This is a genomic window from Streptomyces sp. NPDC031340 (assembly GCF_055569945.1).
Window position 1 is genome coordinate 80570 of the sequence record NZ_JBVIIE010000021.1, and the last position, 23550, is coordinate 104119.

A 23550-nucleotide genomic window follows, 5' to 3' on the forward strand; every position below is an offset into this window, starting at 1 on the left:
TGTCCGCCAGTTAATGGGCAAAGTATCGGCTATTGGTATTTCATTTGTACAGTGCCCGGCAATGCATTGTGAAGCCCGACTAAATCTTCCCGCGTGTCCCGGCGCAATAGGGAAGCGGGCGAGGATGCGGGATCTTTCCGTGAACTTTTCGCGGTGGACCCCCCCTCAGGGGCGGGGCAGTGACTGCCGTCACGTAGTTTCCTACAACTCTACCCGCGTAGAAATTTTGTGCGGGTAGTCTGAAGGAACCTGCTCAGCACCACACACCGGGAGTGCCAGTGGCACGCGTCGTAGTCGACGTCATGCTCAAGCCGGAGATCCTCGACCCCCAGGGCCAGGCGGTCCAGCGTGCGCTGCCGCGCCTGGGTTTCGACGGCATCTCGGACGTACGTCAGGGAAAGCGATTCGAACTGGAAGTTGACGGGCCGGTCGACGAGGCCGCGCTCGCCCGTATCCACGATCTTGCGGAATCCTTCCTCGCCAACACCGTGATCGAGGACTTCACCGTCAAGGTGGAGGAAGTCGCGGAGGCCGCGAAGTGACCGCTCGTATTGGCGTCGTCACTTTCCCGGGCAGCCTCGACGACCGGGACACGCAGCGCGCGATCCGTCTCGCGGGCGCCGAACCGGTGGCCCTGTGGCACAAGGACAAGAACCTCCACCAGGTCGACGCCGTCGTGCTGTGCGGAGGCTTCTCCTACGGCGACTATCTGCGGGCCGGCGCGATCGCCCGTTTCTCCCCGGTGATGGAGCCCCTCGTCGAGCAGGCGAAGGCCGGACTGCCGGTCCTCGGCATCTGCAACGGCTTCCAGATCCTCACCGAGGCCCACCTGCTGCCCGGCGCGATGCTCGGCAACGACCACCTGCACTTCATCTGCCGCGACCAGAAACTGCGGGTGGAGAACGCGGGCACCTCCTGGACCAGCGACTACGAGCAGGGCCAGGAGATCCACATCCCGCTGAAGAACATGGACGGCCGGTACGTCGCCGACGAGTACACCCTCGACAAGCTGGAGGCCGAGGGGCGCGTCGCCTTCCGCTACCTCGACTTCAACCCGAACGGCTCGCTCCGGGACATCGCCGGCATCAGCAACGAGGCCGGGAACGTCGTCGGCCTCATGCCGCACCCCGAGCACGCCGTCGAGCCGCTGATCGGCAGTGGCCGCACCGACGGCCTTCCCTTCTTCACCTCGATCCTCAAGAAGCTGGTCACCGCATGAGCAGGACGCCTCTGGACACGGTCGAGCACGCGGCCGCGACCCCCGACGTCGAGCTGCCCTGGGCCGAACTCGGTCTGAAGAAGGACGAGTACGAGCGGATCGTGGAGATCCTCGGCCGCCGGCCCACCGGCGCCGAGCTCGCCATGTACTCCGTCATGTGGTCCGAGCACTGCAGCTACAAGTCCTCGAAGGTGCACCTCCGCCAGTTCGGCGAGAAGGCCCCCCAGTCCGACGCGCTCCTCGTCGGCATCGGCGAGAACGCCGGCGTCGTCGACGTCGGCCAGGGCTACGCGGTCACCTTCAAGGTCGAGTCGCACAACCACCCCTCCTACGTGGAGCCCTACCAGGGCGCGGCCACCGGCGTCGGCGGCATCGTGCGCGACATCATCGCGATGGGCGCCCGCCCGGTCGCGGTCGTCGACCCGCTGCGGTTCGGCGCCGCGGACCACCCCGACACCAAGCGCGTCCTGCCCGGCGTGGTCGCCGGCATCGGCGGCTACGGCAACTGCCTGGGCCTGCCCAACATCGGCGGCGAGGTCGTCTTCGACGCCTGCTACCAGGGCAACCCGCTGGTCAACGCGGGCGCCATCGGCGTCATGCGGCACGAGGACATCCACCTCGCGAAGGCGTCCGGCGCGGGCAACAAGGTCATCCTGTACGGCGCCCGGACCGGCGGCGACGGCATCGGCGGCGCCTCGATCCTGGCCAGCGAGACCTTCGATGACGCCAAGCCGTCGAAGCGCCCCGCGGTCCAGGTCGGCGACCCCTTCCAGGAGAAGCTGCTCATCGAGTGCACCCTGGAGGCCTTCGCCGAGAAGCTGGTCGTCGGCATCCAGGACCTCGGCGCGGCCGGCCTGTCCTGCGCGACCTCCGAGCTCGCCTCCAACGGCTCCGGCGGCATGCGCGTCACCCTGGACGACGTGCCCCTGCGCGACTCCACGCTCTCGCCCGAGGAGATCCTCATGAGCGAGTCGCAGGAGCGCATGTGCGCGGTCGTGGAGCCGGAGAAGGTCGACCGGTTCCTGGAGATCTGCGACAAGTGGGACGTCATCGCCACCGTCATCGGTGAGGTGACCGACGGCGACCGCCTGGAGATCTACTGGCACGGCGGCAAGATCGTCGACGTCGACCCGCGCACCGTCGCCCACGAGGGCCCGGTCTACGAGCGTCCGTACGCCCGCCCGTCCTGGCAGGACGAGCTCCAGGCCGACGACGCGAACAAGCTGCCGCGGCCGGCGACCGGTGAGGAGCTGAAGGACCAGGTCCTGAAGCTGGTGTCCTCCCCCAACCAGGCCTCCAAGAAGTGGATCACCTCGCAGTACGACCACTTCGTGCAGGGCAACACCGTCCTCGCCCAGCCCGAGGACTCCGGCATGATCCGCGTCGACGAGGCCACCGGCCTCGGTGTCGCCATCGCGACCGACGGCAACGGCCGGTACGCCAAGCTCGACCCGTACACGGGCGCGCAGCTGGCCCTCGCCGAGGCCTACCGGAACGTGGCGACGACCGGCGCCAAGCCCCTCGCGGTCTCCGACTGCCTGAACTTCGGCTCGCCCGAGGACCCGGCGGTCATGTGGCAGTTCGCGGAGGCCGTGCGCGGTCTCGCCGACGGCTGCCTGCAGCTCGGCACCCCGGTGACCGGCGGCAACGTCTCGCTCTACAACCAGACCGGCGAGGCCGCCATCCACCCGACCCCGGTGGTCGCGGTCCTCGGCGTCATCGACGACGTCGCCCGCCGCACCCCGGTCGCCTTCCAGGAGGAGGGCCAGCTGCTGTACCTCCTCGGCGACACCCGCGAGGAGTTCAGCGGCTCGGCCTGGTCCCAGGTCATCCACGACCACCTCGGCGGCCTGCCCCCGAAGGTCGACCTGGAGCGGGAGAAGCTGCTGGCCGAGATCCTGATCTCCGCCTCCCGCGACGGCATGATCGACTCCGCGCACGACCTGTCCGACGGCGGCCTGATCCAGGCGGTCGTGGAGTCGGCGCTGCTCGGCGGCAAGGGCGCTCGGCTGGTCGTGCCGGACGGGCTGGACGCGTTCACCCTCTGCTTCTCGGAGTCGGCGGGGCGCGCGATCGTCGCCGTGCCGCGCTCGGAAGAGGTCCGCTTCAACGACATGTGCGGCGCGCGCGGCCTGCCGGCCACCCGCATCGGTGTCGTGGACGGCGACACGGTCGAGCTCCAGGGCGCCTTCGAGCTGTCCCTGAGCGAGCTGCGCGAGGCCCACGAGGCCACCATCCCGGCGCTGCTCGCCTGAGCCCGTCGGACGAAGGCCCCGCCGATCAGGACCGAAGGTTCCGGCGGGGCCTTCGCCATGTGACGCGCCCCGGCACCGGGCCACCGCCGCGCTCTCCGGCACGGGCCTGCCGCTGCCGCGTCGCCCTCCGGTGCGGGGCTGGCACCACGTCTCCCGCGCGGCGGCCGTCACCGTGCGGGCGTGGCGGCCGCGCCCGCCGGCCAGGGCCTGTCCGGCAGGATCCGCCGGACAGGCCCTAGGCTCCCGGACATGTCACCGGCCAAGAAGCGTGCCCGCGTCTACGACCCCGTCAAGATCCGCGCCGCCGTCCTCGCCCAGTTCGGCAACGTACGGCAGGCCGTGCGCACCCTCACCCCCGAGCAGTTGGCCGGTCCCACGCGGCTCGGCGGGTGGACCGTCCGTGACCTCGCCGCGCACCTGACCATGGCGCTGGAGACGGTCAGCCGCAACCTCGAACGCGAGGAGCCGGCCAAGGCGGAGCTCACGCTCACCGAGTGGCCCTTCGCCACCGCCGCCCGGGCCGCCGACATCGCCGACGGCACCCGCGAGCTGGCCGCCGCCCACCCCGACCTGGACGCCCTCTACGCCCGCACCGGCGAGCGCCTCGCCGAGGCCCTCGCCGCCGCCCCCGGCGACCGCCTGCTCGCCGCCCGGACGGGCGCCATGACACTCGCCGATTACCTGGTCACCCGCACCGTCGAGCTCGTCGTCCACACCGACGACCTGAACGCCGCCGTGCCGGGCCTCGGCATCCCCTACGACCGCCAGGCCCTCGCGGCCTGCACGCGCCTGCTCGCCGACGCGCTCGCCGCGAAGGCCCCCGGCGGCTCGACCGAGGTGCGCATCCCGCCGTACGCCGTCGTGCAGTGCGTCGAGGGGCCCCGGCACACCCGCGGCACCCCGCCCAACGTCGTCGAGACCGACCCGCTGACCTGGATCCGGCTCGCCACCGGCCGGGTGGCGTGGCGGGACGCGCTCGACGCGGCCGAGCTCAGCGCGAGCGGGGAGAGGGCCGACCTGAGCGGACTGCTGCCCCTGATGTCGTGAGGGAACCGATCCCCTCCCGCGTTCCGTCAAACCGGCATGAACAGGCACAAGCAGCGCATGACACTGGCGGCCGTCGCGGCGCTCGTCCCGCTCGTGATGGCCTGCGGCAGCCCGGCGGCCACCCCGCTCTACGGCACCAGGTGGACCGTCACCTCGCCCCCCAGCCATGGGCGGGCGTACCTCGTCCTCGACCAGCACACCGGCAGGGTCGGCGGCCGGCTCGGCTGCAACCGCTTCAGCGCCACCGCCACCGTTCGTGACGACCGCGTCACGCTGGGTCGTCCGGTCAGCACCCGAATGATGTGCGACGCCTCACTCATGCGCATCGAACGGAGGCTGCTGCGTCTCTTCGGCGGCCCGGTGAGTTATCGAGTGGATCACGGCACCCTCACTCTGACCAGCGAAAATGGCACGACCGTCCGGGCCGTCGCGGAAGACTGATCCGCTACCGGCGAGTAACCCGAATTCGGACCAGTGGTCGATCTCGCCTACACTCGGTGGCGTGCCACGTGGTGACGGTCGACTCAATCACGATCTGCTCCCCGGTGAGAAAGGCCCCCAGGACGCGTGTGGCGTCTTCGGTGTCTGGGCTCCGGGTGAAGAGGTCGCAAAGCTCACGTACTTCGGGCTCTACGCCCTCCAGCATCGGGGCCAGGAGTCCGCGGGAATCGCGGTCAGCAACGGCTCCCAGATCCTCGTCTTCAAGGACATGGGCCTGGTGTCCCAGGTCTTCGACGAGACCTCGCTCGGTTCGCTCCAGGGTCACATCGCGGTCGGACACGCCCGCTACTCGACCACCGGGGCCTCCGTGTGGGAGAACGCCCAGCCGACGTTCCGCGCCACCGGGCACGGTTCCATCGCGCTCGGCCACAACGGCAACCTGGTCAACACGGCGCAGCTCGCCGAGATGGTCGCCGACCTGCCCAAGGACCCCGGCGGCCGTTCGACCCGGGTAGCGGCCACCAACGACACCGACCTGCTCACCGCGCTGCTCGCGGCCCAGGTCGACGAGGACGGCAAGCCGCTGACCATCGAGGAGGCGGCCCACGCCGTCCTCCCGCAGGTCAAGGGCGCCTTCTCGCTCGTCTTCATGGACGAGCACACCCTCTACGCCGCCCGCGACCCACAGGGCATCCGCCCGCTGGTCCTCGGCCGGCTGGAGCGCGGCTGGGTCGTCGCCTCCGAGACCGCCGCCCTCGACATCTGCGGCGCCAGCTTCGTCCGGGAGATCGAGCCGGGCGAGTTCGTCGCCGTCGACGAGAACGGCCTGCGCACCTCGCGATTCGCGGATGCGAAGCCCAAGGGCTGTGTCTTCGAGTACGTGTACCTGGCCCGCCCGGACACCGACATCGCCGGCCGGAACGTCTACCTCTCCCGGGTCGAGATGGGCCGCAAGCTGGCCAAGGAAGCCCCGGTCGAGGCCGATCTGGTCATAGCGACCCCGGAGTCCGGCACCCCGGCCGCCATCGGCTACGCCGAGGCATCCGGCATCCCCTTCGGCGCCGGCCTGGTGAAGAACGCCTACGTCGGCCGGACCTTCATCCAGCCCTCGCAGACCATCCGGCAGCTCGGCATCCGGCTGAAGCTGAACCCGCTGAAGGAAGTCATCAAGGGCAAGCGCATGGTCGTCGTCGACGACTCCATCGTCCGCGGCAACACCCAGCGGGCCCTGGTGCGCATGCTCCGCGAGGCGGGCGCCGCCGAGGTCCACATCCGGATCTCCTCGCCGCCCGTGAAGTGGCCCTGCTTCTTCGGCATCGACTTCGCCACCCGCGCCGAGCTCATCGCCAACGGCATGACGATCGACGAGATCGGCACCTCCCTCGGCGCCGACTCCCTGGCCTACATCTCCATCGACGGCATGATCGAGGCGACCACCATCGCCAAGCCGAACCTGTGCCGCGCCTGCTTCGACGGCGAGTACCCGATGGACCTTCCGGACCCGGAGCTGCTCGGCAAGCAGCTGCTGGAGACCGAGCTGGCCGCCGGGACCGCCGCCACGGCGGCCACCGACGCGATCCGCCGTCCGTAACCGACGGCCCGTTCCACCTGCCGTACGACACGAAAGTCCTCATCGCCATGTCTGAGACAACTGGTGCCAGCTACGCAGCGGCGGGCGTCGACATCGAGGCGGGCGACCGCGCCGTCGAGCTGATGAAGGAGTGGGTGAAGAAGACCCGGCGCCCCGAGGTCCTCGGCGGCATCGGCGGCTTCGCCGGCCTCTTCGACGCCTCCGCCCTCAAGCGCTACGAGCGTCCCCTGCTCGCCTCCGCCACGGACGGCGTCGGCACGAAGGTCGACATCGCCCGCCAGCTCGGCGTCTACGACACCATCGGCCACGACCTGGTCGCCATGGTCATGGACGACATCGTGGTGTGCGGCGCCGAGCCGCTGTTCATGACCGACTACATCTGCGTCGGCAAGGTCCACCCCGAGCGGGTCGCCGCCATCGTCAAGGGCATCGCGGAGGGCTGCGTGCTGGCCGGCTGCGCCCTCATCGGCGGCGAGACGGCCGAACACCCCGGCCTGCTGGGCGAGGACGACTTCGACGTCGCCGGCGCCGGTACGGGCGTGGTGGAGGCCGACCGGCTCCTCGGCGCGGACCGTATCCGCGAGGGTGACACGGTGATCGCCATGGCGGCCTCCGGGCTTCACTCGAACGGGTACTCGCTGGTCCGCCACGTGCTGCTGAACCAGGCCGGACTCTCGCTGGACGCGCACGTCGAGGAGCTCGGCCGCACGCTCGGCGAGGAGCTGCTGGAGCCCACCAAGATCTACTCGCTGGACTGCCTGGCCCTGATCCGCACCGCGGACGTGCACGCGTTCAGCCACGTCACCGGCGGCGGCCTGGCCGCCAACCTGGCGCGCGTGATCCCGGACGGGCTGCACGCGGTCGTCGACCGCTCCACCTGGACCCCCGCCCCGGTCTTCGACCTGGTCGGCAGGACCGGCCAGGTGGAACGCCTGGAGCTGGAGAAGACCCTGAACATGGGCGTCGGCATGATCGCGATCGTGCCCGAGGAGTCGGCGGACGTGGCCCTGACCGCGCTGGCCGACCGCGGGGTGAACGCCTGGGTCGCCGGCGAGATCACGGACAGGGGTGAGCACCCCACCGGTGCCGCACTGGTCGGGGACTACGCGGGCTGAGGCCTTGTGGGCAGCACAGAACCCGGTCGGTGACCGGAGTCACCGACCGGGTGTGCTCAGTACAAGGTCAAGCGCCGCGACGATGCTGTGAGGACTGGCTGTCCTCGTCCTCCTCGTCGTCGTCCTCATAGAGGTCGGCGTAACGTGAGTACAGGTCGTCGTCGTCATGCTCATCGTCCTCGAAACGGTCGCCGTTCGGCGGCGACTGGTTCGACGTCGATGCGCCCAGCTCCTCGGCCAGGCGTGAGAGGTCCGTCCCACCGCTGTTGTACTTCAGCTGGCGGGCGACCTTCGTCTGCTTGGCCTTGGCCCGGCCGCGCCCCATGGCTCGACCCCCTCAACGACGGGGCTCGACGGCCCCAGAGTCTGACACGCGTTCATGATCCGGAACGGACTCTCCGTGGAGAGGCCGGTCCGTAGGGCTTCCACGGTACCTGAGCCCACGCCCATACGGTACGTCGCCCGCACCCCGCGCGTGTGCACAGGACCTTCGAGGCGCCCCGTCCTCGCTGGTCAACCGCGATTTTAACCACTTATCGGAGGTCGACCCGCCGACGAACGTGAGAGTTCTCTCCAAGTGTCCGTCGGCGGGTACCGGCCAAACCCGCCGGACGGCCCCGTATCAGAGGCCCCGGCGGCCCTCCGCCATCCGCTGCTCGGCGATCCGGTCGGCCGCCGCGGCCGGCGGAATACCGTCCTCCTTCGCACGAGCGAAGATTGCGAGCGTGGTGTCGAAGATCTTCGCCGCCTTCGCCTTGCACCGGTCGAAGTCGAAGCCGTGCAGCTCGTCGGCGACCTGGATGACGCCGCCGGCGTTCACCACGTAGTCCGGCGCGTAGAGGATCCCGCGGTCGGCGAGGTCCTTCTCGACGCCCGGATGGGCGAGCTGGTTGTTGGCGGCGCCGCAGACCACCGCGGCGGTCAGCACGGGCACGCTGACGTCGTTCAGCGCCCCGCCCAGCGCGCACGGGGCGTAGACGTCCAGGCCCTCGACGCGGATCAGCGCGTTCGTGTCGGCGACCGCGCTCACGCCCGCCGGGTGCGCCTCGAGGATGCGCCGCACGGCCTCCTCGCGCACGTCGGTGATCACGACCTCGGCGCCCTCGTCCAGCAGGTGGGTCACCAGGTGGTGGCCGACCTTGCCGACGCCGGCGATGCCGACCCTGCGGCCGCGCAGCGACGGGTCGCCCCACAGGTGCTGGGCGGAGGCGCGCATGCCCTGGTAGACACCGAACGCGGTCAGCACCGAGGAGTCGCCGGCGCCGCCGTTCTCCGGGGACCGCCCGGTCGTCCAGCGGCACTCCTGCGCCACGACGTCCATGTCGGCGACGTAGGTGCCGACGTCGCACGCGGTGACGTACCGCCCGCCGAGGGAGGCGACGAACCGGCCGTAGGCCAGCAGCAGCTCCTCGGTCTTGACCCGCTCCGGATCGCCGATGATCACGGCCTTGCCGCCACCGTGGTCGAGACCGGCCATGGCGTTCTTGTACGACATGCCGCGCGCGAGGTTCAGCGCGTCGGCGACGGCCTCCGCCTCGGTGGCGTACGGGTAGAACCGGGTGCCGCCGAGCGCGGGGCCCAGCGCGGTGGAGTGGATGGCGATGACGGCCTTCAGGCCGCTGGCGCGGTCCTGGCAGAGCACGACTTGCTCATGACCGCCCTGGTCCGAGTGGAACAGGGTCTGCAGTACATCAGCAGGTGCGCCGGTTACGTCGGTCACTGTGGTGACTCCTGGAGAGTAGCGGCGGTTGGAGAGCAGCTCCCCTGGGGTGGTGGGCGCTGCTGTGAGCATGAGATTAGAGCCTGCCCGCGCACCTGCGCCGCGCACCGCCGGGGATCTTCCCCTGGCAGAGTACGGACGTGCGACGATTTGGAGGGATTTCCCGCACGTCCCGGGCGGGTCCCGCAGGTTTTCCCGGTGATGGGCAGGGGAGGGAGCAGGCGTGCCCAAGGTGTCCTCGGTGATCGTCCCGTACACGACGTACCTGCGCGTGTACGAGCCGCTGGCCGCCTTCCCGGAGCCGGAGCGCGGTCACTGGGCGCGCTACGCCCGCCGCCCCGACCGGCCGTCGTACCAGGACGAACTGCGCCGGTCCCTGGCCGACTTGGTGCCCACCCCGCCGGTACCGGTGCCGGTCCACGAGAGCAGCGACGCCTTCGTGCTCGACGTCGACGGGGTGGTGTGCGTGTGCCCCTGGCGGACCCGGCTGCGCGGCTGGCAGGCCCTGGGCGAGCTGTCCGGGGAACTGCCGAAGCCGGTGCTGGACGCGGTGCTGCCGGAGGTCGTGCGCGAGCAGGCGGCCCGGGACTACGAGCGCTGGCTGAGCCGCAACCCCGACGCCCGCCCGTGGATCCGCACCTCGACCTGGCAGGTGCCGCTGCACTGGTTCGTGCTGGTCTCCGACGGGGAACGGCGCTTCGACAAGGGCTCCGGCGAGATCCCGCCGATGCTGCGCTACCGGACGCCGATGGTGCAGGCCCGGCGCCGGGTGGCGAGGGCGCTGCGCGCGCTGCGCGACACCGTCGACGAGGGGCCGCTCATCGACGGCCTGGTCGACGTGGGGCGCTGGCTGGAGGAGTTCCACCCCCGCTCGCTGGTGGAGCTCGACTACGGCGGGCTGGTGCACCTGCTGCCGGCCGGCGAGCTGGAGGGCGACCACTCGGCGGCGGACGTGGCCGAGGGCATCGAGGCGCTGCGGCAGGGCGACGGGGCGGCCGCGGGGGCGGCCTACGCGCGGCTGGTGGAGCGGTGGCGGTCGGTCAGGGACCTGCGGTCGGCCAACTGAGTCCTGAGTCCTCACTCCCGGATCCGGTCGGCGAACTGGCGTTTGACGTGGCGCCCGTTTTGGGGTTTCGTCCTCGCACCGACCGACTCGCACCGACCGATGCTCCGGCTGGTGCTCCCACGGGCGCTGCGGGTGCCTGAGGCGACGTCAACATGGGACGTACGACCCGGATCCGGGCCAAAGCGTCAAGCGTGACGGACCGCACTTACACGCCCCTTGCGTCCCTTCCCCCTCCTCATGCCAAAATAGGACAAGGAGTCCGGGGAGGACTCTGTCCGTCCCGCTACGTTCCACGGCGGGCGGAATCTCAGCATTGCGTGCTTTGGGGGGTCTGGTGACTCCTGATCGCCCTGTGACTGATCGTCACAGTGGCGTGACTGTCCGCTATGGCATGGTCCATCGGCTTCCGTCGGTGATGAACACCTGGAGGGCAATTCCATCGGTTTGGCCGACGGGGCTGGACAGATGGTGTAGTTGTAGTGCCGAGGACAAGCCGTTCGTCCTATAACCGACTCGACTCGCGTCCGCCATTTCGGGCAACGCGGGTCAAGGTGCAGAATTTAGAGGAAAGAACCGAGAAGGTTCGGTTCTCCCGAGGAGGCCGCTCATGACCGCTCGCACCCCTGATGCCGAGCCGCTGCTGACCCCGGCTGAGGTCGCCACCATGTTCCGTGTCGACCCCAAGACGGTCACGCGGTGGGCGAAGGCCGGCAAGCTCACGTCGATCCGTACGCTCGGCGGGCACCGCCGCTATCGCGAGGCTGAGGTCCGCGCACTGCTCGCGGGTATCCCGCAGCAGCGCAGCGAGGCCTGAACAACCGCATGACCGGGCAAATCGGCAGGTCCCCCAACGTGCCGAGGAGCCCGAACCCCAGTTCCAAGCGACGCGGGTCCTGCCCCAACAGGGCCTTCGCCCGGGCTGATGGGAGCCCTCCCAGTACGTGACAGGGTGCGTCGTCGATCGCGCTGGACCCCGCCGGGTCCGGCGCGATCTTTTTTGTGCGCCCGGGGCCCGGCGGCCGACAGGTCTGTGAGCGGGCTTGTCGAAGTCTGGGGAGGGCTGTCGGAACTGCTGTGGAAGACCTCGGGGCAGGAGCCGGGCGGGGCCGCGGGGCGACCCTCCCGGAGAGTGCAATTGCACATATTAAATTGACCAGTTGTAGGCGAGGCGTAAATACCGCGCTTTCAGAAACTCATGCAGTGACACCCGTCACATGCCGGAGCCCCGGTCGCCTCCATAGAGCACACACGAACGGAAGGCTACATTCCACCTTGCCACGCCGCAGCCGCTGCCGGAGTGCGCCGAAGGTCACGCGTCGGTAGGTCTTTCGTCCCCGGCCGGCTCCTCCGGCACCTGCACGGGACGCGGCGGCGAATCCATCGCCAGGCGCTGCAGACGGTGGCAGATCGGACAGTGACGGGTCAGATGCCCGTACGACGACGCGGCCGACAGATGCGCCCGGAGCAACGCCCGCGTCGCGTGCCCAGCCGATGCCGCCATACGCCACCTCCAGGGGGCCGCGCGGGAACGCGCCCTGGTCTCTGGGTACCGAGCGAATGTGACGCCGTCAAGACCGCCTGCGGCGCCCACGCGCCTGAAGCGGCCCCTGGGCCCACAGCGACGAAAGCAGCGGCGAAACCGCCAGCATCCGCAGCCGGGGTCCTCTCCCGGCCCCAACAGCGAAGCGCCCGCCTCCCTGCCGGGGCGGCGGGCGTGACGGGTGGGCGGTGGGTGGGCGGTGAGTGGGGGAGACGCGGCAGCCGCCCGCCCCCTGACGGGGGGGGATGGACGGGGAGGGGAACGTGAAAGTGCCCGCTCCCCTGACGGGGTGCGGGCACTTTCTCTACTGCGGTCCTGACGGGATTTGAACCCGCGGCCTCCACCTTGACAGGGTGGCGAGCACTCCAAACTGCTCCACAGGACCAGGTTTCGCAGCGCCATCCGTGCGTTGCGCTGCGAGAAGGACTGTACAGGAGGGTGAGCCCCCTGGTCGAACTCACCCACCGTACCCGCCCGGCTACGGCACCGCCGCGTCGATCGCCTTCACGATCCGCTTGTCCGAGACCGGATACGCCGTCCCGAGCGCGTGCGCGAAATAGCTGACCCGGAGCTCCTCGATCATCCAGCGGATGTCCAGCACCGAAGCGGGAACCGGGCGGCCCTTCGGGAGCTGCTCCAGCAGCCACAGGTACTCGTCCCGCATCTCCCGCACCTTCTCCATGCGCGTGGTGTCCCGCTGCACATTGGTCGGCATCTGCTGCAGCCGCCGGTCGACGGCCACCAGGTACCGCATCAGGTCCGGCAGCCGCCGCAGCCCCGCCTCCGTCACGAAACCGGGCTTCACCAGGCCGTCCAACTGCCCTCGCACGTCCTGGAGGTTTGCCAGCAAGGCGGGGCTGCGAACACCCTTCAGACGGCGCTCACAGGCCTGCCAGGCGGCAAGCACCTGCTGCACCTGCCCGACCGTGCGGACGGTCGTGTCGACGATCTCCGCGCGCACCTTGTCGTACAGCTTCCGATACGACTCCTCGTCCCACACCGGACCGCCGAAGTCCGCGATCAGCCTGTCGGCCGCCGCCGTCGCGCAGTCGTCGAACAGAGCCTGCACCGAACCGTGCGGATTGGCGGACAGCGCCAGCTTCTGGGCGTTCGTCAGGCGATCGCTCGCGAATTTGGCCGCGTTCACCGGGATGTTGCGCAGAATCAGCCGGCGCGTACCCCGCCACATCGCCTCCGCCTGCTCGGCCTCCGTGTCGAACAGCCGCACCGACACCGTGTCCCCGTCGTCCACCAGCGCCGGGTACGCCTTCACCGGCTGACCGGCCCGCCGAGTCTCGAAGACCCGGTCGAGCGTGCCGATCGTCCAGTCCGTCAGACCCTCACGCTCCAGCGACTCCCCGCCCTGCCGCTCCGCGGTGGCCGCCGCGGCCTGGGACAGCGCCTTGCGCGCCCTCGGCTTCAGCCGGAGCCGCAGAGCCTCCAGATCCTTGTCCTCGGCCAGCTTGCGGCGCCGCTCGTCGACGATGCGGAAAGTGACACGCAGATGATCCGGCACCCTCGACCAGTCGAAGTCCTCCGCCTCGAACGGCACCCCGACCAACCGCCGCAGCTCCCGCGCCATCGTCACCGTCAACGGCTCCTGAAGGGGAACCGCCCTCTCCAGGAACGCCTTCGCGTAGTTCGGCGCCGGGACGTAGTGACGGCGGACCGGCTTCGGCAGGGAACGGATCAGCTCCGTCACCAACTCCTCCCGCAACCCCGGAATCTGCCAGTCGAAGCCCTCGTCCGTGACCTGGTTCAGGACCTGCAACGGGATGTGCACCGTCACACCGTCCGCGTCGGCACCCGGCTCGAACTGGTACGTCACCCGGAACTTCAGATCACCCTGCCGCCACGAGTCCGGATAGTCCGCCTTGGTCACCGCCTCCGCCGACTCCCGGATGAGCATCTCCCGCTCGAAGTCGAGGAAGTCCGGCTGCTCCTGCCGCTTGCGCTTCCACCACGAGTCGAAGTGCGCCCCGGACACCACATGTCCGGGCACCCGCTGCTCGTAGAAGTCGAACAGCGTCTCGTCGTCGACCACGATGTCCCGGCGCCGCGCCCGGTGCTCCAGCTCCTCCACCTCGCTCAGCAGCCGGCGGTTGTCGGCGAAGAACTTGTGGTGGGTACGCCAGTCGCCCTCGACGAGCGCGTTGCGGATGAACAGCTCCCGCGACACCTCCGGGTCGATACGGCCGTAATTCACCTTGCGCTGGGCGACGATCGGGACGCCGTACAGCGTCACCTTCTCGTACGCCATCACCGCCGCCTGGTCCTTCTCCCAGTGCGGCTCGCTGTACGTCCGCTTCAGCAGATGCCCGGCGAGCGGCTCGACCCACTCCGGCTCGATCTTGGCGTTGACACGCGCCCACAGCCGCGACGTCTCCACCAGCTCCGCGGACATCACGAAACGCGGCTGCTTCCGGAACAGCGCCGAACCCGGGAAGATCGCGAACTTGGCGTTCCGCGCCCCCAGGTACTCGTTCTTGTTGCCGTCCTTCACGTCCTTCATCCCGATGTGGGACAGGAGCCCGGCCAGGAGCGAGACATGGACGCGGTCGGCGGGCGCGTCGTCCTCGTTGAGGTGAATGCCCATCTGCTTCGCCACCGTACGCAGCTGGGTGTAGATGTCCTGCCACTCGCGGATCCGCAGGAAGTTCAGGTACTCCTGCTTGCACATCCGCCGGAAGGAACTGGACCCCCGCTCCTTCTGCTGCTCGCGGAGGTAGCGCCACAGGTTGAGGTAGGCGAGGAAATCGCTGCTCTCGTCCTTGAAACGGGCGTGCTGCTGGTCGGCCTGCGTCTGCTTGTCGGCGGGGCGCTCACGCGGGTCCTGGATGGACAACGCGGCCGCTATCACCATCACCTCGCGGACACAGCCATTGCGGTCCGCCTCCAGCACCATGCGGGCCAACCGCGGATCGACCGGCAGCTGGGCCAGCTTGCGGCCCGTCTGCGTCAGCCGCTCGCGCGGATCCTTCTGCGCCGGATCCAGCGCGCCCAACTCCTGCAGCAACTGCACACCGTCACGGATGTTCCGGTGATCCGGCGGATCGATGAACGGGAACTTCTCGATCTCCCCCAGACCGGCCGCGGTCATCTGCAGGATGACGGAGGCCAGATTCGTCCGCAGGATCTCCGCGTCCGTGAACTCCGGCCGGGCGAGGAAATCCTCCTCGCTGTACAGCCGGATGCACACACCGTCACTCGTACGGCCACAACGGCCCTTGCGCTGATTGGCGCTGGCCTGCGAGACCGGCTCGATCGGCAGCCGCTGCACCTTGGTGCGGTGACTGTAACGGCTGATACGGGCGAAACCGGGATCGATGACGTACTTGATACCGGGAACGGTCAACGACGTCTCGGCGACATTGGTCGCCAGCACGATCCTGCGCCCCGTGTGCGGCTGGAACACCCGGTGCTGCTCGGCGTGCGACAGCCGGGCGTACAGCGGCAGGATCTCCGTGAACCGGTACTTCTTCTTCTCCAGCGCGTCCGCCGTGTCGCGGATCTCCCGCTCGCCGGACAGGAAGACCAGGATGTCGCCCCGGCCCTCGCCCATCAGCTCCTCGACCGCGTCCGTGATCGCGGTGATCTGATCCCGGTCCGAGTCGTCGCCGTCCTCCTCCAGCAGCGGCCGGTACCGCACCTCCACCGGATACGTCCGCCCGCTGACCTCGACGATCGGCGCGTCACCGAAGTGCCGCGAAAAACGCTCCGGATCGATCGTCGCGGACGTGATGACGACCTTCAGGTCCGGCCGGCGCGGCAGCAACTGCGCCAGGTACCCCAGCAGGAAGTCGATGTTCAGAGACCGCTCGTGGGCCTCGTCGATGATGATCGTGTCATAGGCGCGCAGCTCCCGGTCCGTCTGGATCTCGGCGAGCAGGATGCCGTCCGTCATCAGCTTGATGAAGGTGGCCTCCGGGCTCACCTGGTCGGTGAACCGCACCTTCCAGCCGACGGACTCCCCCAGCGGGGTCTCCAGCTCCTCCGCGACCCGCTCCGCGACCGTACGAGCCGCGATACGGCGCGGCTGGGTGTGCCCGATCATGCCGCGCACCCCCCGGCCGAGCTCCAGACAGATCTTCGGGATCTGCGTCGTCTTCCCGGAGCCCGTCTCACCCGCGACGATCACCACCTGGTGATCGCGGATCGCCTCCGCGATGACGTCCTTCTTCTGACTGACCGGCAACTGCTCGGGATACGTGACGGCGGGCACGCGGGCACGCCGCTCACCCATCCGCTCCTCGGCCTTGCCGATCTCCTCCCCGATCTCGGCGAGGACGGCGGCCCGGGCCTCCGGCTTACGGATCTTGCGCGCGCCCTCGAGCCGGCGCCCGAGCCGGTGCGCGTCACGCAGGGACAACTCGGTCAGCCGGGAGGCGAGCACGCCGAGGACCGGTGCGGCGGGGGCAGGGTGCGTAGACATACGCGTTCCAGGATCTCATCCCGAAGAAATTCCTGGCGACCGATTTGCCCGCGACGCCCACACGGCCCGCGACCACAAGCCCGACACAGGTTCGAGCGGCCGCCCATCCAGGCGAAACAGCGACGAAACCCGCGATCGAACAGCCATCACGACCTAGATTCCCTGTTCGTGAAACTGGTGCTGCGGATCAAGCTGCTCCCGACGCCCCCACAGGCATCGGCCCTCGACGCGACCCTCCGCGCCTGCAACCAAGCCGCCAACCACGTCTCCGCCATCGCCCACGCCGGCGGCACCAGCGACAACCGAGCCCTCCGAGCCCAGACCTACACCCACCTCAAGAACAACTGGAACCTCGGCGCCCAAGCCGCCCAGCACGTCATCAAGAAGACCAGCGACGCCTACGCGTCCCTCAGGAGCAACCTCAAAGCCGGCAACCTCGGCAAGCCCGGCACCCGGCGACACAAGGCAGCCACCGGAAAACCCCTCACCTTCCGCACCCACGCGGCCCAGCCCTACGACGACCGCATGCTCTCCTGGCAGACGGAACGACGCACCGTCTCCATCTGGACCACCGCAGGCCGCATCAAACACCTCCCCTACACCGGCAGCGAAGAACACCTCCGACTGCTCGACCAGTACCGCCGAGGCGAATCCGACCTGCTGACCCACAACGGCCAGTGGTACCTCATGGCCACCCTCGACATCCCCGACCCCCCACAGAACCCCGCCCCGAACGGATTCATCGGCGTCGACCTCGGCATCGCCGACATCGCCACCACCTCCACCGGACACCGGCACAGCGGCAGACGACTCAACCGCACCCGCGCCAACGACCGGAAGCTGCGCACCGAACTCCAGAAGAAAGGCACACGGTCCGCGAAACGACGGGCCAAACGCCACGCGGGCAGAGAAGCCAGACGCACCCGCGACATCAACCACAAGATCAGCAAGCACATCGTGGCGGAGGCTCAACGCACCGGCCGCGGCATCGCCCTCGAAGACCTGAAGGGCATCCGCGAACGGGCACGGCTGAAAAAGCCCCAACGCGTCACGATCAACTCCTGGGCCTTCCACCAGCTCGGCGCCTTCATCGCCTACAAGGCGCGCCGGGCCGGAGTCCCCCTGGTCCACGTGAACCCCGCGTACACCAGTCAGGAGTGCTCGCGCTGCCACCACATCGACCGACGCAACCGGCCCAGTCAGGCCGTGTTCATCTGCAGGTCCTGCGGCTTCGTTGAGCACGCGGACCTCAATGCGTCCCACGTCATCAGCCGGCGCGGCTGGTGGGTGTGGGTCTGCGGGGCCGAGTCACAGGTCCCTGCCCTCACGCTGATCGCGTAGGGCTGGATGCGCCGGTCCCGCCGAAGCCATCGGCGGGGCCGAGCTGCAAGCCGGGGAGTGCAGCTCTCCGGCAGCGGACGCGATCGCTCGTACGAGTGATCCAGCAGGACAGACAGCCACAGACAACAAGGCCCTGATCCGAAGATCAGGGCCTTTGCTGTGGCTGGGGCCGGGGTCGAACCGGCGACCTTCCGCTTTTCAGGCGGACGCTCGTACCAACTGAGCTACCCAGCCGCAAGGTTTCACGTGAAACCTCAGCGGTCCTGACGGGATTTGAACCCGCGGCCTCCACCTTGACAGGGTGGCGAGCACTCCAAACTGCTCCACAGGACCAAGCTTTGTGTACGACAGTGTCGCACACCGTACTGCGTGCCCCCAACGGGATTCGAACCCGTGCTACCGCCTTGAAAGGGCGGCGTCCTAGGCCGCTAGACGATGAGGGCTATCGGCCCGCCTGGGCGCTTCTCAGCGCGTCGGGGACGTGAGAAGCATATGGGATGGCGGGAGGTATCGCCAAAACGGTTTACGGGCTGGAGGTGGAAGGGGCGGGAGGGGAAGGAGTGGCGCCCGGTTTGTTCTCGTCCGGGAGGTGGCGGGAGACCTCCGCCGTCGTCTCGCCCAGGCCGCCGAGCTTGATCGAGTCCCAGGCCTGTAGTCGGCGGGTGTCCCGGTCGAAGTAGAGGACGGACGCCTCGATCGGCGCGGGGTACTGGCGCTCCAGCGCGCGCAGTCCGCTGCCGCCGGTGGAGCCCTCCATGCGCAGGCGGGTGCCGTAGCGCATGACCTCGTCGCCCTCGTGGTGCAGGTGTCCGCACAGGACCAGCGGCACGGTGCCGTCCGTCTCGCGTGCCGCGGACGGTTCGTGGGCGAGGGCGATGTCGACGGGGGTGCCCGCGTTGGTCTGGTCGCGCAGGGCGGCGGCGAGGCGGGCGCCCGCCAGTTGCTCCGAGGCTTCGGCTCCTGGTGCCTTCGAGCGGTCGGGGGTGAACTGGGGGTCGCCGATGCCGGCGAAGCGCAGTCCGGCGATGGTCTGCGCCCGGCCGTTGTCGAGGACGTGGACGTTGCCCATGCGGGAGAGGTAGCGCTGGGTGGCGGCGGAGTCGTGGTTGCCCCTGACCCAGACGTACGGGGCGCCCAGGTCCTTGATGGGGTCGAGGAAGCCGTTCTCGGCGGCCGTGCCGTGGTCCATCGTGTCGCCGGTGTCCACGATGACGTCGACCTTGTACTGGTCCACCAGCGAGGCGATGATCTTCCAGCTCGCCGGGTTGAGGTGGATGTCGGACACGTGCAGGACGCGGACGGTGCTGGGGTCCGGCTGGTAGGCGGGGAGTGTCGAGGTGACGTCGTAGAGCTTGGTCACGTTCGTGACGAGGCGGGCGAGTTCCTTCTGGTAGACGTCGAACTCGGTGACGATGCTGCGGGCGTTGCCGACCAGGGACGGGGCGGAGGAGAGCAGGCCGGAGTACTTGGGTTCGAGTACGGATTCGGGGTTCCAGGTGGCGTACGCGGATGCCCCGGAGGCGCCGAGGATGGCGAGGGCGAGGCCGCCGGCGGCGAGGGCGCGGCGGGGGCGGCGGTAGACGGCGAGGCCGAGGGCGGTGGCGCCGGAGACGACGGCGACGCCGGAGCGCAGGGCGAGGTCGCGGGTGCCGTGCTCGATGTCGCGGGCGACCTCGTCCTGGAGGCCGGAGAGGCGTTCGGGGTGGTCGACGAGGGCCTGGGCGCGGACCGGGTCGAGCTGGTCGACGTTGACGTCGAGGCGTACGGGGGCGTGGTGGCTGTCGAGGTGGAGGGCGCCGAGCGGTGAGATGTTGATCTTCGTCCCGCCGGTGAGGGAGGGGCGCAGGGTCATGGTGGTGTCCATGGGGCCGACGGGGACGCGGACGTTGCCCACTATGAGCAGGCCGAGCCAGGCGCCGAGCATGACGACGGTGATCAGGCCGAGGGCGCGTATCCAGGGGCGGGGTCGCGCCGGCAGCTCCATGGTGGGGTGCGGGCGGTGGGTGCGGTGGCGGCGGGCGAGGGGGCGCGGGGCCTTGCGGATCCGGTTCACGACGGTCGCGGCGACGGCGGGGACGGCGGGGACGCGGGCCATTGGTCGCGTATGCCCAGGTGTGCGGCTGGATATGCGGTGCTGCGCATGGCTCTCGTTGTGGTGGGTCGTGGCTGACAATGGGCGTGTGCTGGAGATGACACGCGAGGAGTTCGAGGAATTGGTCGCCGAGGCGCTCGACCGGATTCCGCCGGAGTTGACGCGGTTGATGGACAACGTGGCGGTGTTCGTCGAGGACGAGCCTCCGGTGGATGATCCCGAATTGCTCGGGTTGTACGAGGGTACCCCGCTGACAGAACGGGGCGAATGGTACGCGGGGGTGCTGCCGGACCGGATCACGGTCTACCGGGGGCCCACGCTGCGGATGTGCGAGACCCGGGACGACGTGGTCGCCGAGACGGAGGTGACGGTGGTCCACGAGATCGCGCACCATTTCGGGATCGACGACGCCCGGCTGCACGCGCTCGGTTACGGGTAGGCCGTCGTCGGCGCGTTGCGCGTGTCCTCTTGTGGGCGGCGGGAGTTGGGCAGGTCGACTTCGTCCCCCTCGGAGGTGGCTGCCCGTGCGCCCCTTGAACGTGTCCGTCCGTCTGGCCGCCGCGGTCGTGGCCGTCACCGCGGCCGCCGGCTGTATGAGTGTGGGTGACGGCGGGGGTGGGAGCGTCAGGCCGTCGCGTTCCGTGGGGGAGCGGGGCGGTGCGGCGCCGGGCGGGGGGACGGCGATGTCCGGGGGCGGAGCCGGGGTCGGTGCGGCGGCCGGCGGCGGGCACGGGGAAGGCCGGAAGGGCCGGGAGAAGGGGAAGGGCGGGGGGAAGAAGGGGGAGGAGCGGGAGTCCGCTGCCGCTTCGCCGTCGGCGGGGGCGGGCGAGTCGGCGCGTCCGGGCGGGCCGGGGGTGAGTTCCGGGCCGGGAGTTCCGGGGTCGACGAGGGGGCAGCAGCCGACGCCGACGCGGTCCGTTGTGACGGAGCCCACGCCGACCCAGGAGCCGTCGTCCTCGGCGCCGGAGCCGCCGCCGTCGGCCGAGCCGTCGTCGTCGGCGCATGAGCAGGCGGGGCCGCAGTTGGCGGGGCGGGAGCCGGCGCCGGCCGCGGGGGTGCCGGTCTAGGGCGGGGCGGCGGGGCGCTCGTGCAGGGGCGAAGTGCCGGTGTGGTGCGGGGGCAGAGGCGCCGGTGTGGTGCGGGGGCAGGGGCGCCGGTGTGGTGCGGGGCGGGGTGTGACGGACGTCCCGGAGGCTCGGTTTGCCTTGGGGGGCGGTGGGTGCGTATGGTGGTAGATCGTTTGATCCCATTTGCCCGGCGCCAACGCAGAGCGCGCCGTGTGGCGCGTACTCTCCCTTGCCGTGGCTGACCGCACAGAGGCGGTCGTATTGCGAATCACGGAGTTGACGGGCGCGTGCCGACGAGACTCCGGAAGGTTTCGCTTACGCATGTCCATTTCCAGTGCTGATCACGTCGTCGTGTCCGAGAACGACGAGGCGACCGACACCCCCGAGGTCACTTTCGCGGACCTCGGTCTGCCCGAGGGCGTCGTGCGCAAGCTCGCGCAGAACGGCGTGACCACCCCCTTCCCGATCCAGCAGGCGACCATCCCGGACGCCCTGGCCGGCAAGGACATCCTGGGCCGGGGCCGCACCGGCTCCGGCAAGACCCTGTCCTTCGGTCTGCCGACGCTGGCCACGCTGGCCGGCGGCCGCACCGAGAAGCACAAGCCCCGCGCTGTCATCCTCACACCGACCCGTGAGCTGGCCATGCAGGTGGCGGACGCGCTGCAGCCTTACGGCGACGTTCTCGGGCTGAAGATGAAGGTCGTCTGCGGCGGCACGTCGATGGGCAACCAGATCTACGCCCTGGAGCGCGGCGTCGACGTCCTCGTCGCCACGCCGGGCCGCCTGCGCGACATCATCGGCCGTGGCGCCTGCTCCCTGGAGGACGTGCAGATCGCCGTCCTGGACGAGGCCGACCAGATGTCCGACCTCGGCTTCCTGCCGGAGGTCACGGAGCTGCTCGACCAGGTGCCGGCGGGCGGTCAGCGGATGCTGTTCTCCGCGACCATGGAGAACGAGATCAAGACCCTCGTCGACCGTTACCTGAAGGACCCGGTCTCGCACGAGGTCGACGCGGCGCAGGGCGCGGTGACGACCATGTCGCACCACATCCTGGTCGTGAAGCCCAAGGACAAGGCGCCGGTCACTTCGGCGATCGCCTCCCGCAAGGGCCGCACCATCATCTTCGTCCGCACCCAGCTGGGCGCCGACCGTGTCGCGGAGCAGCTGTGCGACGCCGGGGTGAAGGCGGACGCGCTGCACGGCGGTATGACTCAGGGCGCCCGGACCCGGACGCTGGCCGACTTCAAGGACGGGTATGTCAACGTCCTGGTCGCCACCGACGTCGCCGCCCGCGGTATCCACGTCGACGGCATCGACCTGGTGCTGAACGTGGACCCGGCCGGCGACCACAAGGACTACCTGCACCGCGCCGGCCGTACCGCCCGTGCGGGCCGCACCGGCACGGTCGTGTCGTTGTCGCTGCCGCACCAGCGCCGTCAGATTTTCCGGCTGATGGAGGACGCGGGCGTCGACGCCTCGCGTCACATCATCAACTCGGGTACGGCCTTCGAGCCGGAGGTCGCCGAGATCACCGGCGCCCGCTCGATGACGGAGGTCCAGGCGGAGTCCGCGGGCAACGCGGCTCAGCAGGCCGAGCGTGAGGTCGCGCAGCTGACCAAGCAGCTGGAGCGGGCGCAGCGGCGTGCGGCGGAGCTGCGGGAGGAGGCGGACCGGCTGATCGCGCGGGCCGCCCGTGAGCGGGGTGAGGACCCGGAGACGGCGCTCGCCGAGGCGCAGGCGGCCGCGGTGGCGGAAGCCGTCGAGGTGTCGGTGCCGGAGCAGCCGGCCGCGCGGGACGTGGACGCCGCCGAGCGCGAGGAGCGTTCGGAGAATTCGGGGGGCTCGTCGTCGTACGAGCGGCGTGAGCGCCGGGACGACCGGGGTGACCGGGCCGACCGTGGTGGGCGTTCGTTCGAGCGTCGTGACGACCGTGGTGACCGTGGTGGGTTCCGTCGGGACGACCGGCGTGACGACCGTGGCGGGTTCCGTCGCGAGGACCGTGGTGACCGTGGCGGGTTCCGTCGGGACGACCGGCGTGACGACCGTGGTGGCTTCCGTCGTGACGACCGTGACGACCGTGGTGGGCGTTCGTTCGAGCGTCGTGACGACCGTGGCGGGTTCCGTCGCGACGAGCGCCGTGACGACCGCGGCGACCGTGGTGGCTTCCGTCGGGACGAGCGTCGTGACGACCGTGGCGACCGCGCTGGGCGTTCGTTCGAGCGTCGTGACGACCGTGGCGGGTTCCGCCGGGACGAGCGTCCGGGTGGGCGTTCCTTCGAGCGGCGTGACGAGCGCGGCGGGCACCGTGGCAGCGACCGTCCGTTCAACCGCGACCGCCGTGACGACCGTCCCGGTTTCCGCGCGGGCGGTCACGAGCGTCCGGTCGGCCGCCGTGACGACCACCGTGGGACCGACCACCGCGGGGCCGGTTCCTTCGGTCGCCGTGACGACAAGCCGCGCTGGAAGCGCAACGGCTGATCCGTCGGCCGGCCGGTACCACCGGCTGTGACACGGGGTGATCATCGAGGGGCCCGTACGACTCGGCGTCGTGCGGGCCTCTTCGTGTGCGGGCGGCTTCGCGTACGGCCCTTCGGGTGCGGCCGCTTAGAGTGCGCGGCGACGGG

General features: G+C 69.9%; 17 protein-coding genes and 4 tRNA genes. 12 read left to right on the forward strand and 9 right to left on the reverse strand.

Features of this window, described 5'->3' with window-relative positions:
* Positions 1-278: 278 nt before the first annotated feature.
* From purS to purM, 7 genes are all read left to right on the forward strand, one after another.
* On the forward strand, positions 279-542 hold the full coding sequence (gene purS, locus ACZ5GT_RS18515) for a phosphoribosylformylglycinamidine synthase subunit PurS (protein WP_007383088.1): 264 nt from the start codon (positions 279-281) through the stop codon (positions 540-542).
* Positions 539-1219 (forward strand): phosphoribosylformylglycinamidine synthase subunit PurQ, encoded by a 681-nt coding sequence (gene purQ / locus ACZ5GT_RS18520; RefSeq protein WP_469024611.1) that lies wholly within the window; start codon positions 539-541, stop codon positions 1217-1219. The genes purS and purQ overlap by 4 nt, the downstream gene beginning before the upstream one ends.
* Entirely contained in the window at positions 1216-3474 is a 2259-nt protein-coding gene (gene purL, locus ACZ5GT_RS18525) for a phosphoribosylformylglycinamidine synthase subunit PurL (RefSeq protein ID WP_469024616.1), read from the forward strand. Before purQ ends, purL begins: the two co-directional genes overlap by 4 nt.
* Positions 3475-3723: 249 nt before the next feature.
* Positions 3724-4521 (forward strand): maleylpyruvate isomerase family mycothiol-dependent enzyme, encoded by a 798-nt coding sequence (locus ACZ5GT_RS18530; RefSeq protein ID WP_469024619.1) that lies wholly within the window; start codon positions 3724-3726, stop codon positions 4519-4521.
* Positions 4522-4557: 36 nt separating this feature from the next.
* Positions 4558-4962, forward strand: coding sequence for an META domain-containing protein (locus tag ACZ5GT_RS18535; RefSeq protein ID WP_469024624.1), 405 nt, complete (start codon positions 4558-4560; stop codon positions 4960-4962).
* Between the two features lie 61 nt (positions 4963-5023).
* Positions 5024-6553 carry an amidophosphoribosyltransferase gene (purF, locus tag ACZ5GT_RS18540; RefSeq protein WP_469024631.1) on the forward strand — a complete coding sequence of 510 codons (1530 nt, stop codon included), beginning with the start codon at positions 5024-5026 and terminating at the stop codon, positions 6551-6553.
* A gap of 47 nt (positions 6554-6600) precedes the next feature.
* The gene (gene purM, locus ACZ5GT_RS18545) at positions 6601-7668 is read left to right on the forward strand and encodes a phosphoribosylformylglycinamidine cyclo-ligase (RefSeq protein ID WP_469024638.1); all 1068 of its coding nucleotides are present in this window, start codon (positions 6601-6603) and stop codon (positions 7666-7668) included.
* Between the two features lie 67 nt (positions 7669-7735).
* Here purM and ACZ5GT_RS18550 read toward each other — a convergent pair whose 3' ends face one another.
* Complete coding sequence (locus ACZ5GT_RS18550) at positions 7736-7993, reverse strand: DUF3073 domain-containing protein (protein ID WP_469024644.1); 258 nt, start codon at positions 7991-7993, stop codon at positions 7736-7738.
* A gap of 297 nt (positions 7994-8290) precedes the next feature.
* The gene (locus ACZ5GT_RS18555; RefSeq protein WP_469024649.1) at positions 8291-9388 is read right to left on the reverse strand and encodes a Leu/Phe/Val dehydrogenase; all 1098 of its coding nucleotides are present in this window, start codon (positions 9386-9388) and stop codon (positions 8291-8293) included.
* Positions 9389-9611: 223 nt separating this feature from the next.
* Here ACZ5GT_RS18555 and ACZ5GT_RS18560 point away from each other — a divergent pair, with 223 nt between their 5' ends.
* Together ACZ5GT_RS18560 and bldC are read left to right on the forward strand one after the other, a co-directional pair.
* The gene (locus ACZ5GT_RS18560; protein ID WP_469024652.1) at positions 9612-10454 is read left to right on the forward strand and encodes a DUF8083 family protein; all 843 of its coding nucleotides are present in this window, start codon (positions 9612-9614) and stop codon (positions 10452-10454) included.
* A gap of 607 nt (positions 10455-11061) precedes the next feature.
* Positions 11062-11268: a developmental transcriptional regulator BldC gene (gene bldC, locus ACZ5GT_RS18565; protein ID WP_003949541.1), complete on the forward strand. Its 207-nt coding sequence runs from the start codon at positions 11062-11064 to the stop codon at positions 11266-11268.
* Positions 11269-11763: 495 nt separating this feature from the next.
* Here the strand turns inward: bldC and ACZ5GT_RS18570 are convergent, their stop codons facing one another.
* From ACZ5GT_RS18570 to hrpA, 3 genes are all read right to left on the reverse strand, one after another.
* Positions 11764-11955, reverse strand: coding sequence for a DUF6274 family protein (locus ACZ5GT_RS18570; protein WP_469024655.1), 192 nt, complete (start codon positions 11953-11955; stop codon positions 11764-11766).
* A 349-nt stretch (positions 11956-12304) separates the two neighbouring features.
* Positions 12305-12379 (reverse strand) — tRNA-Asp (locus tag ACZ5GT_RS18575).
* Positions 12380-12472: 93 nt separating this feature from the next.
* Positions 12473-16426: an ATP-dependent RNA helicase HrpA gene (gene hrpA / locus ACZ5GT_RS18580; RefSeq protein WP_469024660.1), complete on the reverse strand. Its 3954-nt coding sequence runs from the start codon at positions 16424-16426 to the stop codon at positions 12473-12475.
* Between the two features lie 168 nt (positions 16427-16594).
* On the opposite strand from hrpA, the gene ACZ5GT_RS18585 reads away from it, so the two are divergent.
* Complete coding sequence (locus ACZ5GT_RS18585; RefSeq protein ID WP_469024663.1) at positions 16595-17767, forward strand: RNA-guided endonuclease InsQ/TnpB family protein; 1173 nt, start codon at positions 16595-16597, stop codon at positions 17765-17767.
* Positions 17768-17927: 160 nt separating this feature from the next.
* Here ACZ5GT_RS18585 and ACZ5GT_RS18590 read toward each other — a convergent pair.
* The 4 genes from ACZ5GT_RS18590 to ACZ5GT_RS18605 form a co-directional block, all read right to left on the reverse strand.
* Positions 17928-18001, reverse strand: a tRNA-Phe gene (locus tag ACZ5GT_RS18590).
* Between the two features lie 24 nt (positions 18002-18025).
* Positions 18026-18100: transfer RNA gene (locus ACZ5GT_RS18595), tRNA-Asp, on the reverse strand.
* A 37-nt stretch (positions 18101-18137) separates the two neighbouring features.
* A tRNA-Glu gene (locus ACZ5GT_RS18600) sits at positions 18138-18210 on the reverse strand.
* Positions 18211-18290: 80 nt separating this feature from the next.
* The gene (locus ACZ5GT_RS18605; protein ID WP_469024666.1) at positions 18291-19862 is read right to left on the reverse strand and encodes a metallophosphoesterase family protein; all 1572 of its coding nucleotides are present in this window, start codon (positions 19860-19862) and stop codon (positions 18291-18293) included.
* An 85-nt stretch (positions 19863-19947) separates the two neighbouring features.
* Here ACZ5GT_RS18605 and ACZ5GT_RS18610 point away from each other — a divergent pair, with 85 nt between their 5' ends.
* Complete coding sequence (locus ACZ5GT_RS18610; RefSeq protein WP_469024669.1) at positions 19948-20298, forward strand: metallopeptidase family protein; 351 nt, start codon at positions 19948-19950, stop codon at positions 20296-20298.
* Positions 20299-21247: 949 nt separating this feature from the next.
* Entirely contained in the window at positions 21248-23404 is a 2157-nt protein-coding gene (locus ACZ5GT_RS18615; protein WP_469024672.1) for a DEAD/DEAH box helicase, read from the forward strand.
* Positions 23405-23550 lie beyond the last annotated feature (146 nt).